The 15,055-nt window shown below is 67.6% G+C and carries 17 protein-coding genes; 15 read left to right on the forward strand and 2 right to left on the reverse strand.

The genetic code is table 11. The features are described from left to right. The first annotated feature begins 93 nt into the window (after positions 1 to 93). On the forward strand, positions 94 to 1,527 hold the full coding sequence (gene lpdA, locus VF651_10540) for a dihydrolipoyl dehydrogenase (GenBank protein HEX7966142.1): 1,434 nt from the start codon (positions 94 to 96) through the stop codon (positions 1,525 to 1,527). A 77-nt stretch (positions 1,528 to 1,604) separates the two neighbouring features. Continuing rightward, positions 1,605 to 2,657 carry a polysaccharide deacetylase family protein gene (locus VF651_10545; GenBank protein HEX7966143.1) on the forward strand — a complete coding sequence of 351 codons (1,053 nt, stop codon included), beginning with the start codon at positions 1,605 to 1,607 and terminating at the stop codon, positions 2,655 to 2,657. A gap of 9 nt (positions 2,658 to 2,666) precedes the next feature. On the opposite strand, the gene VF651_10550 is transcribed toward VF651_10545, so the two are convergent. Together VF651_10550 and VF651_10555 are read right to left on the reverse strand one after the other, a co-directional pair. Then, complete coding sequence (locus VF651_10550; GenBank protein ID HEX7966144.1) at positions 2,667 to 3,638, reverse strand: glucosaminidase domain-containing protein; 972 nt, start codon at positions 3,636 to 3,638, stop codon at positions 2,667 to 2,669. Positions 3,639 to 3,682: 44 nt separating this feature from the next. Then, on the reverse strand, positions 3,683 to 5,779 hold the full coding sequence (locus VF651_10555; protein ID HEX7966145.1) for a bifunctional (p)ppGpp synthetase/guanosine-3',5'-bis(diphosphate) 3'-pyrophosphohydrolase: 2,097 nt from the start codon (positions 5,777 to 5,779) through the stop codon (positions 3,683 to 3,685). Between the two features lie 98 nt (positions 5,780 to 5,877). On the opposite strand from VF651_10555, the gene VF651_10560 reads away from it, so the two are divergent. From VF651_10560 to queE, 13 genes are all read left to right on the forward strand, one after another. Further along, the gene (locus tag VF651_10560) at positions 5,878 to 6,444 is read left to right on the forward strand and encodes a YfaZ family outer membrane protein (protein HEX7966146.1); all 567 of its coding nucleotides are present in this window, start codon (positions 5,878 to 5,880) and stop codon (positions 6,442 to 6,444) included. A gap of 18 nt (positions 6,445 to 6,462) precedes the next feature. After that, entirely contained in the window at positions 6,463 to 7,206 is a 744-nt protein-coding gene (locus VF651_10565) for a YebC/PmpR family DNA-binding transcriptional regulator (GenBank protein HEX7966147.1), read from the forward strand. 10 nt (positions 7,207 to 7,216) lie between these two features. Further along, on the forward strand, positions 7,217 to 7,729 hold the full coding sequence (ruvC, locus tag VF651_10570) for a crossover junction endodeoxyribonuclease RuvC (GenBank protein ID HEX7966148.1): 513 nt from the start codon (positions 7,217 to 7,219) through the stop codon (positions 7,727 to 7,729). Beyond that, positions 7,726 to 8,313 carry a Holliday junction branch migration protein RuvA gene (gene ruvA, locus VF651_10575; protein HEX7966149.1) on the forward strand — a complete coding sequence of 196 codons (588 nt, stop codon included), beginning with the start codon at positions 7,726 to 7,728 and terminating at the stop codon, positions 8,311 to 8,313. The genes ruvC and ruvA overlap by 4 nt, the downstream gene beginning before the upstream one ends. Positions 8,314 to 8,320: 7 nt before the next feature. Next, complete coding sequence (gene ruvB / locus VF651_10580) at positions 8,321 to 9,355, forward strand: Holliday junction branch migration DNA helicase RuvB (protein HEX7966150.1); 1,035 nt, start codon at positions 8,321 to 8,323, stop codon at positions 9,353 to 9,355. An 86-nt stretch (positions 9,356 to 9,441) separates the two neighbouring features. After that, a complete protein-coding gene (gene ybgC / locus VF651_10585; protein HEX7966151.1) occupies positions 9,442 to 9,822 on the forward strand; it encodes a tol-pal system-associated acyl-CoA thioesterase in 381 nt (126 codons plus the stop codon). Further along, positions 9,819 to 10,508 (forward strand): protein TolQ, encoded by a 690-nt coding sequence (tolQ, locus tag VF651_10590; protein ID HEX7966152.1) that lies wholly within the window; start codon positions 9,819 to 9,821, stop codon positions 10,506 to 10,508. Before ybgC ends, tolQ begins: the two co-directional genes overlap by 4 nt. Beyond that, complete coding sequence (locus tag VF651_10595) at positions 10,505 to 10,954, forward strand: ExbD/TolR family protein (protein HEX7966153.1); 450 nt, start codon at positions 10,505 to 10,507, stop codon at positions 10,952 to 10,954. Before tolQ ends, VF651_10595 begins: the two co-directional genes overlap by 4 nt. A 2-nt stretch (positions 10,955 to 10,956) precedes the next feature. Then, positions 10,957 to 11,694, forward strand: a complete 738-nt coding sequence (locus tag VF651_10600; GenBank protein HEX7966154.1) for a cell envelope integrity protein TolA — start codon at positions 10,957 to 10,959, stop codon at positions 11,692 to 11,694. Between the two features lie 11 nt (positions 11,695 to 11,705). Beyond that, positions 11,706 to 13,013 (forward strand): Tol-Pal system beta propeller repeat protein TolB, encoded by a 1,308-nt coding sequence (gene tolB, locus VF651_10605; GenBank protein HEX7966155.1) that lies wholly within the window; start codon positions 11,706 to 11,708, stop codon positions 13,011 to 13,013. 48 nt (positions 13,014 to 13,061) lie between these two features. After that, the gene (gene pal / locus VF651_10610; GenBank protein ID HEX7966156.1) at positions 13,062 to 13,580 is read left to right on the forward strand and encodes a peptidoglycan-associated lipoprotein Pal; all 519 of its coding nucleotides are present in this window, start codon (positions 13,062 to 13,064) and stop codon (positions 13,578 to 13,580) included. After that, positions 13,577 to 14,347 (forward strand): tol-pal system protein YbgF, encoded by a 771-nt coding sequence (gene ybgF, locus VF651_10615; GenBank protein HEX7966157.1) that lies wholly within the window; start codon positions 13,577 to 13,579, stop codon positions 14,345 to 14,347. Before pal ends, ybgF begins: the two co-directional genes overlap by 4 nt. A 4-nt stretch (positions 14,348 to 14,351) precedes the next feature. Continuing rightward, on the forward strand, positions 14,352 to 15,047 hold the full coding sequence (queE, locus tag VF651_10620) for a 7-carboxy-7-deazaguanine synthase QueE (protein ID HEX7966158.1): 696 nt from the start codon (positions 14,352 to 14,354) through the stop codon (positions 15,045 to 15,047). Positions 15,048 to 15,055: the final 8 nt, after the last annotated feature.

Here is a 15,055-nt window from a genome sequence, read left to right on the forward strand (position 1 = left end):
CAAAGTGACGGCGACGGCCCCTGCCGAAAAATCCATCCTGGATTTTTCATATATCCAGCCAGCCGTTGTTTCTAGAAGACAAAGGAAAACGCCATGAGCCAGAGTTTCGATGTGGTCGTGATCGGCGGCGGTCCCGCGGGCTACGTGTCCGCGATCCGCGCCGCCCAGAACGGCCTCAAGACCGCCTGCGTGGACAACTGGAAGAACCCGGACGGCAAGCACGCCTTCGGCGGCACCTGCCTGAACGCCGGCTGCATCCCCTCCAAGGCGCTGCTCGAGTCCTCGGAGATGTACCACAAGGCCACCCACGAGTTCGCGTCCCACGGCGTGAAGGTGGGCACCGTCAGCATGGACATCGCCGCCATGCAGGCGCGCAAGGGCAAGATCACCTCGAGCCTGACGGGCGGCATCGCCCAGCTCTTCAAGTCCAACAACGTCACCGGCATCCGCGGCACCGGCCGTCTGCTCAAGGGCAACAAGGTGGAGGTCACGGACTTCGACGACCCCAAGAAGAAGGAGATCATCGAGGCCAAGACCGTGGTGCTGGCGGCGGGCTCCGAGCCCGTGGAGCTCAAAGTCGCAGCCTTCGACCGCAAGGACATCGTGGACTCCTGGGGAGCGCTGGAATTCTCCGAGGTCCCCAAGCGCCTCGGCGTGATCGGCGGCGGCGTCATCGGCCTCGAGCTCGGCAGCGTGTGGCAGCGCCTCGGCGCGCAGGTCACCATCCTGGAGGCGATGGACAGCTTCCTGTTCATGGCCGACCAGCAGATCGCCAAGGACGCGGAGCGCCAGTTCCGCAAGCAGGGCCTGGATATCCGCCTGGGCGCCAAGGTCACCGGCGCGGAGAAGGGCAAGTCCGGCATCAGCGTGAGCTACGACGACAAGGACGGCAAGCAGAAGCTCGAGGTAGACAAGCTCATCGTGGCGGTGGGCCGCCGCCCGGCGACGAAGAACCTGCTCGAGGACGGCACCGGCGTGCAGCTGGACGAGCGCGGCTTCATCAAGGTGGATCACGAATGCCGCACCGGCGTGCCCAACGTGTGGGCCATCGGCGACTGCGTGCGCGGCCCGATGCTGGCCCACAAGGGCTCGGAGGAGGGCGTGATGGTCGCGGACCTCATCGCCGGCAAGGTCTCGGAGATGAACTACGACGTGATCCCGTCCATCATCTACACCTGGCCGGAGATCGCCTGGGTCGGCAAGACCGAGGAGGAACTGAAGAAGAAGGGCACCCGCTACAAGGTGGGCACCTTCCCCTTCGCCGCCAACGGCCGCGCCAAGGCCATGGAGGCCGCCGCCGGCATGGTGAAGATGCTGGCCCACGCGGACACCGACGAGATCCTGGGCGTGCACATCGTGGGGCCCATGGCCTCGGAGATGCTCTCGGAAGCGGTGGTGGCCATGGAGTTCCGCGCCAGCGCCGAGGACCTGCAGCGCACCATCCATGCGCACCCGACCCTGTCGGAATCCATGCATGAAGCTTCCCTCTCGGTCGATAAGCGCGCCATCCACGCCATCAACAAATGAACATATCCATTTGACGATATTGAGAAGGCGCCGCGAGGCGCCTTCTTTTTATATAGGGGGCGGAGTAGGGTAGCGGCATGGGGAGACTGATCGCATCGCTGCTGTGCCTGCTCGCCTGCCTGCCTGTGCCCGCCGGGGCGGCGGAGGTGCCTTCCCATGCCGTGGTGTTCATCTACCACCGCTTCGGCGACGACCGCTACCCCAGCACCGACACCAAGGTCGGGCAGTTCCAGGCGCAACTCGATTGGCTGGCCGATAACCACTATGAGGTTTGGCCGCTGCCGCGCATCGTCACGGAGCTGCAGGCCGGCCACGCACTGCCGGACCACGTGGTGGCCATGACCGTGGACGACGCGTTCCAGTCCTTCTACGAGAACGCCTATCCCTTGCTCAAGTCTCGCGGCCTGCCCTTCACGGTGTTCGTCAGCACCGACGGTATCGACGCCAGACAGGCCGACTTCATGACCTGGGAAGAGTTGCGGGAACTGGCATCGAACGGCGGCACGCTGGCGAACCATACCGCCGATCATGGCCACCTGCCGTTCCGGCGCAAGGGCGAATCGGACCTGGCCTGGGCCGACCGGATGCGGGCCGACATCGGCAAGGCCGAGGGACGCCTCGAGGCGGAGTTGGGCAAGGACGTGAACCGGAGTCCCAAGCTCTTCGCCTACCCTTACGGCGAGTTCAACGAAGACCTGGTGAAGCTGGTGAACGGCATGGGCTACGTGGCCTTCGGCCAGCAGGCCGGCGTACTGGCGGCACCCCTGGATCCGCGCGCACTGCCGCGCTTCCCCATCAGCGAGCACTATGGGTCCGTGGACGAGTTCGCCATCAAGGCGGCGGCCCTGCCTTTACCCATCAAGTCCGTGACGCCCTGGGATCCCGAGATCCGCGGCAACAACCCGCCCAAGCTGGAGATGCAGTTGGAGCCCGGCATCGTGCCCGCCTCCGCGGTGCACTGCTACCAGAATGGGCCGGAGATGGTCTTGAGCTGGCTCGACGCTGAGAAGACCCGCTTCACGATCCAGGCGGACAAGCCCCTGGATCCGGGCCGCGACCGCTACAACTGCACCGCTTACCGGAAGGGCAGGTTCTTCTGGTATTCCCACATGTGGCTGCTTGCGCCCTAAGCCGAAAAATCAATTCGTGGGATCGAGAGTCAGCGCGCTGAGCTTGTCCAGCTCGTTGCTGTGCAGCATCTGGCGGATGTCGTTCACGTAGATGTCGCCCGCGGCGGAATAGCGGTCCAGGGTGCCGGCCAGGGCGAAGGGGTCCAGCGGCTTGCCGGCAGAGCGCATGTCGGCACGCAGGTCCCGGAAGTCGGTGTAGGCGAAGCCGATGTTGATGTTGTGCAGGTAGGCCCGCACCGAGGTCTCGATGTCGGGGTACACCCGCACCATGTGGGTGGCATCGGTGCGGCGGTTCAGCGGCACCGAGCCCGCATCCTCGTCCCAGGTCCAGATGCCGAACAGGTTGTTGGACTCCAGCGCGAAGCGCGAGGTGCCCCAGCCGCTCTCCTGCGCCGCCTGGGCCAGCACCAGCGTCACCGGCACCACGTCCACGCGCCTCAGCAGCGTATCGCGGCTGGCGGGCTCGTTGAGGTCTCCGTCCACCCGGTAGCGGTCGGCGATGCGCGCCACCTCGCGTCCGGCATCGCTCTGCACGTCCACCGCGCCTTGGCCGAACTGCTGCAGCAGGAACACCCGCTCGTTCCAGATGCGCGAGTTCTCGGCGAGCACGATGGGCAGCAGCGCGCGGTAGAACACCGTCTTCTTCTCGGCCTTGTCCAGCGTGTCCAGCCCGTAGGGCAGGGCCTGCACCGCGAAGGGCGGCACCGTGTCCTGCGGCGGCCAGTCGTAGTCCTCGCTGGAGAAGATGTTCTTGAGCGCCTCGGCGGACGGCGGCTTGATGGGGATGAGCTGGACGTTCTCGATGGAAGGCACCTGCGCGGCGCGGATGTGCTGGTACTGGCGTGCGATGAACCAGGCCACCGTGAGCGGCAGCAAGCCGAACAGCGTGTACAGCACCACGCGGCCCAGGCGGGCCAGCTTGGACGGAGCCGGTTTCTGCGGGGCCCGGCCCGGGCGGCGTCTCTTGCGGGTGGAACGCATGGCCGGACTGTATTACAGCCACGACCTTAAAGATATCTTGAAATTTAGCGGCCTTGCGCTACCCGCGCGGCGCGTTGCACGCCGGGTATCTGCGTGAGGCGCTGCAGGAGCCGCGAGAGCTGCGGCAGTCCGGGTACGCTCACGGTGAGTCGCAGGCGTAACATTCCTGCGTCCGCGTCGGGATGGGTGTCCAGCGTGATGAGCCTGAGCTGCTCGTCAGCCAGCAGTGCCATCACGTCGTTGAGCAGGCCGCGGCGGTCACGTGCCTCCAGCTCCAGTTCCGCCGGATGGCCCAGGGCGCTGTCCGCGCCCCAACGCAGGTCCGTGAGCCGCTGCGGCGCGCGCACCGTGAGGCGCGCCAGGCTCGCACAGTTCATGCGGTGCACGGTGATGCCGTGGCCCTGGGTGATGTAGCCGCGGATCGCCTCGCCCGGCACCGGGTGGCAGCAGCGTGCCAGCGACACCAGTACCGCACCCTCGACGCCTGGCAGCACCACCGCGGGACCGTGTGGCTTGCGCGTGCGCGGCACGCGCGTCGGGCGCGGCGGTGCCGGCGGGCGCTCCTGCGCGAGCTCGCGCTGGATCGCGCCGGCGATCTGGGCAGGGGAGAGGTCTCCCGCGCCGAGCGCCGCGAACAGGTCTTCCAGGCTCTCGAAGGGGAAATGCTTCAGCAGCCGGTCGTGGCGGAAGTCCCGCAGTGCGAGCCGGTCCAGCTCCCGTTCCAGGCTGTCGCGTCCATAGCTGACGTTGAGGCCGCGGTCCTGTTGGCGGAAGTAGGCGCGCAGCTTGTCACGGGCGCGCGGCGTGTTGAGGTACCCCGCCTGGGGGTTGAGCCAGTCGCGGCTCGGCTCGCCGTTTCGGGCGGTCTGGATGTCCACCTGGTCGCCGTCCGCCAGCACCTGGCTGATGGGCGCCATGCGGCCGTTGATGCGCGCACCGCGGCAGCGGTGGCCCACGTCGGTGTGCACGTAGTAGGCGAAGTCGAGGGCGGTGGCGCCCCTTGGCAGGTCGAACACGTCGCCCCGCGGCGTGAGCACGTAGACCCGCTCCTCCACGAGTTCGGTGCGGAAGCGCTCGATGAAGTCCTCGTCCGCCCCCGGCGCCAGCAGTTGGCGCATCCAGCCGATGCGGGTCTCCAGGGCCGGGTCGTAGCGCACGCCCTCTTTGTAGCGCCAGTGGGAGGCCACGCCGAATTCCGCATGGCGATGCATGTCGCGGGTGCGGATCTGGATCTCCAGGGCGCGCCCGCCCGGACCCAGCACCGCGGTGTGCAGCGAGCGGTAGAAGTTGTCCTTGGGGGCGGCGATGTAGTCGTCGAATTCCCGGGCGATGTGGCGCCACAGGCCGTGCACCGCGCCTAATGCGGCATAGCAGGCGGGCACGTCGTCCACCAGCACGCGCAGCGCGTTGAGGTCGTACATGTCCTCGAAGGAGAGGCCCTTGCGCTGCATCTTCCGCCAGATGCTGTAGATGTGCTTGGGCCGGCCCACCACCTCGGCGCCGATGCCGGCGGCGGCCAGCCGGGCGGCGAGCTCCTCCGAAGCGGCGGCGAGGTAAGCCTCCCGGTCGCTGCGCCGCTCCTTGAGCCAGGAGGCGATATCCCGGTATTGCTGCGGCTCGAGGTAGCGGAACGCCAGGTCCTCCAGCTCCCACTTGAGCTGCCAGATGCCGAGGCGGTTGGCGAGGGGCGCGTAGATGCCGCGGGTGGCGGCGGCCAGGCGCCGCTGCTCCGCCGCCGGCAGGGTCTTGGCCTCCCGTAGCGCGTGCAGCCGCTCCGCCAGGCGGATCACCATCACCCGGCCGTCGCGGATCACCGCCAAGAGCAGCTTGCGCAGGTTCTCCGCCTGGACGGAGGAGAGTGGTGCTTCCTGCCCGCCCACTGCATCCAGGCCGGGCAGGGCCAGCACCTCGCGCGCGAGCCGCGCCGCGTCGGGACCGATGTGCGTATCCAGGCTGTCGGCATCGAGCAGGCCCGTCTCCACCAGCGGCACAGCCATGCCCGCGTGCACGATGACGGGGTCGAGTTCCAGCGCCTGCAGGATCGCACCTATGCCCTGCGCGCGCGCATCCGACGCGGCCGGCCCGAAGGATCGCTCCAGCGGGGGCAGTGTGGGATTTCCGGGCGAGGAGCGTGAAGGCATGGTCGCAAGGCGCAAGTGCGCGGATGTCAGATTCGGCGTTTAACGGTATCATATAGATAGGTGCCTTTTGCACCGGAATTCCCAAGGGAGACCCGTCCATGAGGCTTCACCGTGCCGGCCTGTTCCTGGTCCTCGCCACCGCGGCCTTCGCCGCCCAGGGCGCCAACCTCGACTTCAACCTGGCCAGCAATGCCGTGGCCGTGGACTTCACCACCAACCTGACCGATTCCGGCCTCGAGGCCGGCCTCGGCTACCTGCACCATACCGACAAGGTGGACGTGCTGGACGCGAGCCTGGACCTCTCCGGCAACGCCAGCCCGGTGGGCTCGCCGCTGATCTTCGGCGTGGGGGGCAAGTTCTTCTTCATCAGCCCCAAGCAACCCGGCCTCGACAACGGCGAGGCGCTGGGCATCGGCGCCCACTTCCGCTACACCTGGCCCACCTTCAACCGCTTCGCTATCGGCGGCGAGCTGTACTACGCCCCCAGCATCGTCTCGTTCCAGAGCGTGGACCGCTACATGCAGGCGCGGGTGACCGGCAACTACCAGATCCTGCGCACCGCCGACGTGTACGTGGGCTACCGCTACGTGCAGGCCGCCTTCAACGGCAGCAACAACATCACGCTCGACAGCTCCATCATCGTGGGCATGTCTCTCACCTTCTGAGGCGCACGGGATCCGACGATGGCCGGGCACAGCAAATGGGCCAACATCCAGCACCGCAAGGGCGTCCAGGACGCCAAGCGCGGCAAGCTGTTCACACGCTTGATCCGTGAGATCACCACCGCGGCCAAGCGTGGCGACCCGGACCCGGCCAACAACCCGCGGCTGCGCCTCGCCATCGACCGGGCGCTTACCGCCAACATGACCCGGGACACCATCGAGCGCGCAGTGAAGCGCGGGGCCGGCGGCGAGGAAGGCGCGGCAATCGAGGACATACGCTACGAGGGCTACGGCCCCGGCGGTGTCGCCATCATCGTGGACTGCATGTCCGACAACCGCACCCGTACCGTGGCCGAGGTGCGCCACGCCTTCACCAAGCACGGCGGCAACCTGGGCGCGGACGGCTCCGTGAGCTACCTGTTCAACAAGTGCGGCGTGCTGGCTTTCCCCGAGAGCATCGGGGAGGACAAGGTCATGGAAGCCGCGCTCGAGGCAGGCGCCGAGGACGTGGTGAACGACGGCGGCATCGAGGTGCTGACCGATCCGGACGACTTCCTCAAGGTGAAGGATTCCATGGAGAAGGCGGGGCTCAAGCCCGAGTCCGCCGAGATCACGCTGCGTGCGTCCACCTCCGTGACCGTGGCCGGCGAGGCCGCCGAGTCCGTGATGGAACTCCTAGAGGCGCTCGAGAACCTGGACGACGTACAGACCGTCTATTCCAACGCCGATTTTCCCGACGAGGTCCTGCGGACCTTGGCCGGATGAGCCGGCGCCCGTGCCGCGCATCCTCGGCATCGATCCCGGCTCCATCTCGACCGGCTACGGCATCATCGAGAGCGAGGGGCAGAAGCTCAGCTACGTCGCCTGCGGCAACATCCGCACCGGCGGCGGCAGCTTCCCGGAACGGCTGGAGGAGATCTACTTCGCCGTGGCCGGGATCGTCGAGCAGTATTCCCCCGACGAGGTGGCGGTGGAGCGCGCCTTCGTGCACAAGAACGCGGACAGCGCCCTGAAGCTGGGCCAGGCCCGCGCCGCCGCCATCTGCGGCACGCTGGTGCGGCGCGTGCCGTTGCACGAATACACGCCACGCGCGGTGAAGCTCGCGGTGGTGGGCAAGGGCGGCGCTGGCAAGGAGCAGGTGCAGCACATGATGCGCGTCCTGCTCGGCCTCAAGGGCGAGCTGCAGGCGGACAGCGCCGATGCGCTCGCCATCGCCGTCTGCCACGCCCACAGCCGCGGCCTCAAGGCCGAGCTCGCCGCGCTGGTGCGCGCCGGGAGCCGGCGATGATCGGTCTCCTGCGCGGCACGCTCCTGCGCAAGCAGCCGCCGCACCTGCTCGTCGACGTGCACGGCGTCGGCTACGAGGTGGAGGCGCCCATGTCCACCTTCTACGACCTGCCGGAGGCGGGCGCCGAGGTCACGCTCTACACCCACCTCACGGTGCGCGAGGACGCGCACGTGCTATTCGGCTTCGGCAGCGAGGCGGAGCGGCGCTTCTTCCGCAGCCTGATCCGCGTCAACGGCGTCGGCCCCAAGCTCGCGCTCACCATCCTTTCCGGCATCAGCGCGGACGGCTTCGTGCGCTGCGTGCAGGAGAACGACACCGCCGCGCTGACGCGCCTGCCGGGCATCGGCAAGAAGACCGCCGAGCGGCTGGTGGTGGAGATGCGTGACCGGCTCGACGACATCGGCGGGGCCGCGGCCGCGGCCGGCGTCTCCGCCCACCCGCGCGACGAGGCCCTGAGCGCGCTGGTCTCGCTCGGCTACAAGCCGCAGGAGGCGGCGCAGATGCTGCGCGCCATCAAGGAAGACGGCCTGAGCAGCGAAGAGTTCATCCGCCGCGCGCTGCAGGGCGCGCTGCGCACCGGGTGAGGATCGCATGAACGAACGCATCATCGCCGCCCAGGGCAGCGCCGAAGACGAGGCACTGGACCGCGCCATCCGCCCGCGCTCGCTCGCCGACTACGTCGGCCAGCCGGCGGTGCGCGAGCAGATGGAGATCTTCATCGGTGCCGCCAAGAAGCGCGGTGAGGCGTTGGATCACGTGCTGATCTTCGGCCCACCGGGCCTCGGCAAGACCACGCTCGCCCACATCATCGCCCACGAGCTCGGGGTGAACCTGCGCCAGACCTCCGGCCCCGTGCTGGAGCGCCCGGGCGACCTCGCGGCGCTGCTCACCAACCTCGAGCCCCGCGACGTGCTGTTCGTGGACGAGATCCATCGCCTCTCGGCGGTGGTGGAGGAGGTGCTGTACCCGGCACTCGAGGACTACAAGCTCGACATCATGATCGGCGAGGGTCCCGCGGCGCGCTCCATCAAGCTGGAGCTGCCGCCGTTCACGCTGGTAGGTGCCACCACCCGGGCGGGGCTCCTGACCTCGCCGCTGCGGGACCGCTTCGGCATCGTGCAGCGCCTGGAGTTCTACAGCCTCGAGGACCTCACCCACATCGTGACCCGCTCGGCGCGCATCCTGGCGCTCAAGATCGACGCCGAGGGCGCCAGCGAGATCGCCTCGCGCTCGCGCGGCACGCCGCGCATCGCCAACCGCCTGCTGCGCCGGGTGCGCGACTACGCCGAGGTGAAGGCGGACGGCCGCATCAGCGCCGAGGTGGCGAAGAAGGCCATGGACCTCCTGGACGTGGACCAGAACGGCTTCGACATGCTGGACCGCAAGCTCCTGCTCGCCGTGATCGAGAAGTTCGACGGCGGGCCGGTGGGAGTGGACAGCCTGGCGGCCGCCATCGGCGAGGAGCGCGGAACCATCGAGGACGTGCTGGAGCCGTTCCTGATCCAGCAGGGCTTCCTGATGCGCACCGCCCGTGGCCGCATGGCCACCAAGACCGCTTACCAGCACTTCGGCTTCAATCCGCCGCGGCGCGAGCCGGCGGCGGACCTGTTCGACGACAAGGGCTAGGTGTGGAGCGTGTAAAGCGTGCGACCGGTCACGTTTCCGGCCGGCCAGGCGACATAAAATCCGACCACGCCGGGTTCACCTGGAAGGTGCGGGTCTATTATGAGGACACCGACCTCGGCGGCGTGGTATACCACGCCAACTACCTGCGCTTCATGGAGCGGGCGCGCACCGAATGGCTGCGTAGCCTGGGGTTCGAGCAGGACATGTTGAAGCACCATCACTCGGTGCAGTTCGTGGTGGTGGATGCGCAATTGAGCTTCCGTAAGCCGGCGCGGTTCAACGAGGAGCTCGAGGTCAGCGTGCGGGTCGGGCGCTTGGGGCGGGCCAGCCTGCTGTTCCACCAGGAGATACACGGGCCCGGCGGCGCCGGGCTCTGCACGGGCGAGATCAGGGTCGCCTGCATCGATTCGGACACCTTCAAGCCCAGGCCCCTGCCACGGGAGATCCTGAGGGAGTTAGCTGGATGAACGGAGGAGAATCCTTCCTGGCGATAGCCTTGCACGCCACCCTGGTGGTGAAGCTGGTGCTCTTGCTGCTGATCGGCGCGTCGCTCGCGTCCTGGGCGATGATCTTCCGCAAGCACCGCATGCTCAAGGAGGCGCGCAGCAGGGCCGAGGAGTTCGAGAAGCGCTTCTGGTCCGGCGGTGACCTGGCCGGCATGTACAAGGAGATCAGCGGCACCGGCGCCGAGAGCGGCATGGAGAGCCTCTTCGAGGCCGGCTTCGCCGAGTTCGCGCGCCTGCGCAAGCAGATCGATGCGGCAGCCCAGGTGGTGGAGGGGGCGCGACGCGCCATGCGCGTGGCGCAGATCCGCGAGGTGGACCGGCTGGAGGAGAACCTGGCGTTCCTGGCCACGGTCGGCTCCACCAGCCCCTACATCGGCCTGTTCGGCACGGTGTGGGGCATCATGAACGCGTTCCACGCCCTCGGTAACGTGCAGCACGCCACCATCTCGATGGTGGCGCCGGGCATCTCCGAGGCGCTCATCGCCACCGCCATGGGCCTGTTCGCCGCCATCCCGGCGGTGATCGCCTACAACCGCTTCGCCAACCAGGTGGAGCGGCTGGAGACGCGCTTCGACACCTTCCTGGAGGAGTTCTCCACCATCCTGCAGCGCCATACGGGCGGGCGCAGCACGAAGGCCGAGGCATGACACGCCGGCACAAGCGCCGCATGATGGGTGAGATCAACGTCGTGCCCTACATCGACGTCATGCTGGTGCTGCTCGTCATCTTCATGATCACCGCGCCGCTGCTCTCGGAGGGCGTCAAGGTGGACCTGCCGGCCGCCAACGCCAAGCCGCTCGACCTCAAGTCGGACGAGACGCCGGTGATCCTGACCGTGGACACCGCCGGCCAGTATTACCTCAACATCGGCACGCCTGCCGACAAACCCATCGATGCCAGCATGGTGGTGGCGCGGGTGACGGCGGTGCTCAAGCTGAACCCCAGCGTGCACCTCATCGTGCGCGGCGACAAGAACGCGCGCTACGAGCAGGTGCTGCGGGGCATGGTGCTGCTGCAGGCAGCCGGCGCCCCCAGCGTCGGGCTCGAGAGCGATTCCGACAACGCCCCGGTCGTGCAGTTCAACCGCAAGTAGCCATGCAGATTCGATCCCACCGCCTCAGACCCTGGGCCTACTCGCTGCTGCTGCACGCGGGCCTGGTGCTGTTCATGGTGCTCAGCTTCCGCTGGGGCAACTCGGTGGTGCCGGCGTTGAGCGGCCAGTCGCCTGAGGCCGAGCCGGTGAAGGCCACGGTGGTGGACCAGCACCTCATCGACCAGCAGCTCTCCATGCTCAAGGCCGAGCAGCAGAAGAAGCAGCAGGAGCGGCAGCAGCTGGAGCAGAACATCACGGACCTGCGTCAGCAGCAGGCCAGTGCCGAGCGGCAGATGAACCAGCAGGCGGCGGACATGAAGGCCCAGGCGGACAGGCTGGCCAAGCTCAAGGCCGAGGACGAGAAGCTGAGCCAGCAGAAGAAGACCCGGGACTCCGCGACCCGGCGGGCCCAGCTGCAGGCCGAGATCGCCAGCGAAGAACGGGCACGCAACTCGCGCTTGGCCTCCCTGGCCTCACAATATGTCGCCTTGATAAAGCAAAAAGTGACCAATAACTGGATTCGCCCCCCCAGCACCCCTGATAATCTCAATTGCGTGGTGCTGGTGAGCCAGGTCCAGGGCGGTACCGTCACCGACGTGAACTTCGGCGACTGTAACGGGGACGACGTGGTGCGGGAATCCATCCGCACTGCAGTCTACCGGGCATCGCCCCTCCCGGCACCGCCGGACCCCTCGCTGTTCGACAAGAACGTCAAGTTCATCTTCGATAAGAAAAACTGACCGGATACGACATGCGCGCAGCTTTCCTGACATCCCTCGCTCTGGTGCTATTGGCCTTGCCCATGGTGGCGCCGCAGGCGACCCTCGAGATCGAGATCACCAGCGGCGTGAACGCCGCCGTGCCGGTGGCGGTGGTGCCGTTCGGCTTCGACGGGCAGGGCCAGCCGCCGGTGGACATGGCGGATGTGATCGGCGCAGACCTCACCCGTAGCGGCCGCTTCCGTGCCATCGACCCCAAGGACATGCTGTCCAAGCCGACCCAGGCCTCGGCCATCAACTTCGCCGACTGGCAGGTGATCAAGGTCAACAACCTGGTCATCGGCCGCATCAAGGCCGTGGGCGGCGGCTACTCGGTCGAGTACCAGGTGTTCAACGTCTACACCCATCAGCAGATCATGGGCTACAGCGTCGCCACCAGCGCCGCGCGCCTGCGCTACACCGCGCACTTCATCAGCGACTCCATCTATCAGAAGCTCACCGGCCAGCGCGGCGCCTTCACCACCCGCATCGCCTACGTGGAAGTGGGGGCGGGCGAACGCTATTCGCTGATCGTGGCGGACGCGGACGGCTATAACGCCCAGCCGGTGGTGCCGGACGCCCGCCAGCCGCTGATCTCGCCCACCTGGTCGCCGGACGGCAGCAGGATCGCCTACGTGTCCTTCGAGGACATCCAGCCCGCGATCTACCTGCAGACCCTCGCCACCGGCCAACGCACCCTCATCTCCAAGCAGACCGGCGTCAACAGCGCGCCGGCCTTCTCGCCGGATGGCAAGTCCCTGGCGCTGGTGCTATCCACCACCCCCGGCAACCTCGACGTCTACGTGATGGACCTCGCGACCCGCAAGATGAAGCGCATCACCACCTCGGACGCAGCCGACACTGAGCCCGCCTGGGCGCCGGATGGCAGCAACCTGTACTTCACCTCCGACCGCGGCGGCGGACCGCAGATCTACAAGGTGGGCGCCCAGGGCGGCGATGCCCAGCGCATCACCTTCGACGGCGGCTACAACGCCAACCCCCATGTCTCGCCGGACGGCAAGTCGCTGGTGATGGTGCACCGGGTCGAGGGCCACCTGCGCATCGCGGTCATGGACCTGGCGAGCGGCACCCTCCAGACCCTTACCGACGGCGACCTGGACAAGTCGCCGAGCTTCGCGCCCAACGGCAGCATGATCATCTTCGAGGCCGACTACAACGAGCGCGGCGTGCTCGAGATGGTCTCGGTGGACGGGCAGGTGCGCGAACGCCTGTCCGAGCGCCAGAACGGCGTGGACGTCCATACCCCCGCGTGGGGGCCTTTCCTGGCTCCGGGGCAGTGACCCCGGGGCTCCAAGCGGTTAATCTATGCACCTCCAGAGGAGTCTCCCATGAAGATGTTCCGTAATGCCCTGATCCTCGCGGTCCTGGCGCTCAGCGCCGTGGCCTGCTCCAAGAACGTGAAGCCGACCGATGCCGGTGCCGCCGCCCCCGCGGCTGCGACCACCGTCGCCCCGGCTCCCACCACCGTCAACACCGCGCCCCAGGTCAGCCCGCTGGACGACCCGAACAGCCCGCTGGCGCAGCGCATCGTGTATTTCGACTTCGACAAGAGCGACGTGAAGCCGGAATACCTGGATACTCTCACGGCCCATGCCAAGTACCTGGTGGCCAACCCCAGCCAGAAGATCCGCATCGAGGGCTACACCGACGAGCGCGGCACCGTGGAGTACAACATCGCGCTGGGTGACCGCCGCGCCCAGGCCGTGCGCCGCTTCATGCTGTTCCAGGGCGTGAGCGCCGACCAGATCACCACCGTGAGCTACGGTGAGGCGCATCCCTCCGACTCCGGTCACGACGAGACCTCCTGGTCCAAGAACCGCCGCGCGGTCATCGTGTACCTGAGATGAGACGCTTAGGGCTCCTCTGCATCGCCGCCGGACTCGGCACCCTGCTCGCGGGGTGCCAGGTCCGGGACGACGACCCGTACGCGGTGCGGGTGCGCCAGCTGGAGCAGCGGCTTGACCAGCTCAACCAGAAGTCCGCGAACCAGGGCATCGGCCTCGACCAGCGCGTCAACACGCTGCAGGAGCAGGTGAAGCAGATGCAGGGCGACATCGAGGTCCTGCAGCATTCCAGCGATCTCGGCACCAGGCAGCAGCGGGACCTGTACCAGGACCTGGACAAGCGCCTGCAGAAGCTGGAGCAGGGCCTGAGCACGACCCAGGCGCCGTCGGCCGCCACCTTCGAGCCGCCGCCGGCCACCACCGCGGCGGCGACGCCGGGCGGCGGCATCGACGACGCCGTGTACCAGAAGGACTTCAACCTGCTGAAGCAGGGGCGCTTCAGCGAGGCCATCAAGGGCTTCCGCGCGTTCCAGAAGCAGTACCCGGACAGCCCGCTGCAGCCGAACGCGGTGTTCTGGACCGGCGAGGCCTACTACCAGACCGGCGACTTCGAGACGGCCCTCGCCACCTTCCGCAAGGTGGTGAAGCAGTATCCGAAGTCCAACAAGGTGGCCGATGCCACCCTCAAGGTCGGCTACTGCCAGTACGAGCTGCAGCAGTGGCAGAGCGCGCGCCAGACGCTCAACAGCGTGGTGCAGGATTTCCCCAACACCAGCGCCGCGGGTCTCGCGACCCAGCGTCTGCAGCGCATGCAGGACGAAGGGCACTGAGGACGTGAACGCGGTACGGCAACCCGGCCGCGCGGCGCGGCGGGATGACCTGCCCGCCGCCGAGCGCCTCAGGATCACCGAGATATTCCATTCCATCCAGGGCGAGGCGGACAGCGTGGGCTGGCCCACCGTGTTCGTGCGCCTCACCGGCTGCCCGCTGCGCTGCGGCTACTGCGACACCGCCTATGCCTTCCACGGCGGCGAGTGGTGGAGCATGGACGAGGTGCTGGCGGAGGTCGGCAAGCACGGCGCACGCCACGTCACCGTCACCGGCGGCGAGCCGCTGGCGCAGAAGAACTGCGCTGCACTGCTCACGCGCCTGTGCGATGCAGGCTATGCCGTCTCCCTCGAGACCAGCGGCGCGCTGCCCATCGCCGGCCTGGATGTCCGGGTCGCGCGGGTCATGGACCTCAAGACGCCGGGCTCCGGCGAGGCGGACCGCAACCTCCTGGAGAACATCCCGGCCCTGCGTGGCACCGACCAGGTGAAGTTCGTGATCTGCGGCCGGGCCGACTACGAGTGGGCACGCGCGCTCACCGCGGAGCACAAGCTCGCGGAGCGCTGCCAGGTGCTGTTCTCCCCGAGCCACGAGCAGGTGCACCCGAAGGACTTGGCGGAGTGGATCCTGGCGGACAAGCTGCCGGTGCGTCTGCAGGTCCAATTACACAAATATCTCTGGGGTAACGTGCCCGGTCATTGATCGGCGAC

The sequence above is a fragment of the Gammaproteobacteria bacterium genome (assembly GCA_036383255.1).
Taxonomy (GTDB): Bacteria; Pseudomonadota; Gammaproteobacteria; order Natronospirales; family REEB76; genus DASUBN01.

Coding starts and splice junctions, on each gene's coding strand:
- ruvB (HEX7966150.1), top strand. CDS start 8,321: ATGAACGAACGCATCATCGCCGCCCAGGGCAGCGCCGAAGACGAGGCA.
- VF651_10560 (HEX7966146.1), top strand. CDS start 5,878: ATGAGGCTTCACCGTGCCGGCCTGTTCCTGGTCCTCGCCACCGCGGCC.
- VF651_10600 (HEX7966154.1), top strand. CDS start 10,957: ATGCAGATTCGATCCCACCGCCTCAGACCCTGGGCCTACTCGCTGCTG.
- VF651_10545 (HEX7966143.1), top strand. CDS start 1,605: ATGGGGAGACTGATCGCATCGCTGCTGTGCCTGCTCGCCTGCCTGCCT.
- ruvA (HEX7966149.1), top strand. CDS start 7,726: ATGATCGGTCTCCTGCGCGGCACGCTCCTGCGCAAGCAGCCGCCGCAC.
- tolB (HEX7966155.1), top strand. CDS start 11,706: ATGCGCGCAGCTTTCCTGACATCCCTCGCTCTGGTGCTATTGGCCTTG.
- ybgF (HEX7966157.1), top strand. CDS start 13,577: ATGAGACGCTTAGGGCTCCTCTGCATCGCCGCCGGACTCGGCACCCTG.
- VF651_10595 (HEX7966153.1), top strand. CDS start 10,505: ATGACACGCCGGCACAAGCGCCGCATGATGGGTGAGATCAACGTCGTG.
- VF651_10555 (HEX7966145.1), bottom strand. CDS start 5,779: ATGCCTTCACGCTCCTCGCCCGGAAATCCCACACTGCCCCCGCTGGAG.
- tolQ (HEX7966152.1), top strand. CDS start 9,819: ATGAACGGAGGAGAATCCTTCCTGGCGATAGCCTTGCACGCCACCCTG.
- lpdA (HEX7966142.1), top strand. CDS start 94: ATGAGCCAGAGTTTCGATGTGGTCGTGATCGGCGGCGGTCCCGCGGGC.
- pal (HEX7966156.1), top strand. CDS start 13,062: ATGAAGATGTTCCGTAATGCCCTGATCCTCGCGGTCCTGGCGCTCAGC.
- VF651_10550 (HEX7966144.1), bottom strand. CDS start 3,638: ATGCGTTCCACCCGCAAGAGACGCCGCCCGGGCCGGGCCCCGCAGAAA.
- VF651_10565 (HEX7966147.1), top strand. CDS start 6,463: ATGGCCGGGCACAGCAAATGGGCCAACATCCAGCACCGCAAGGGCGTC.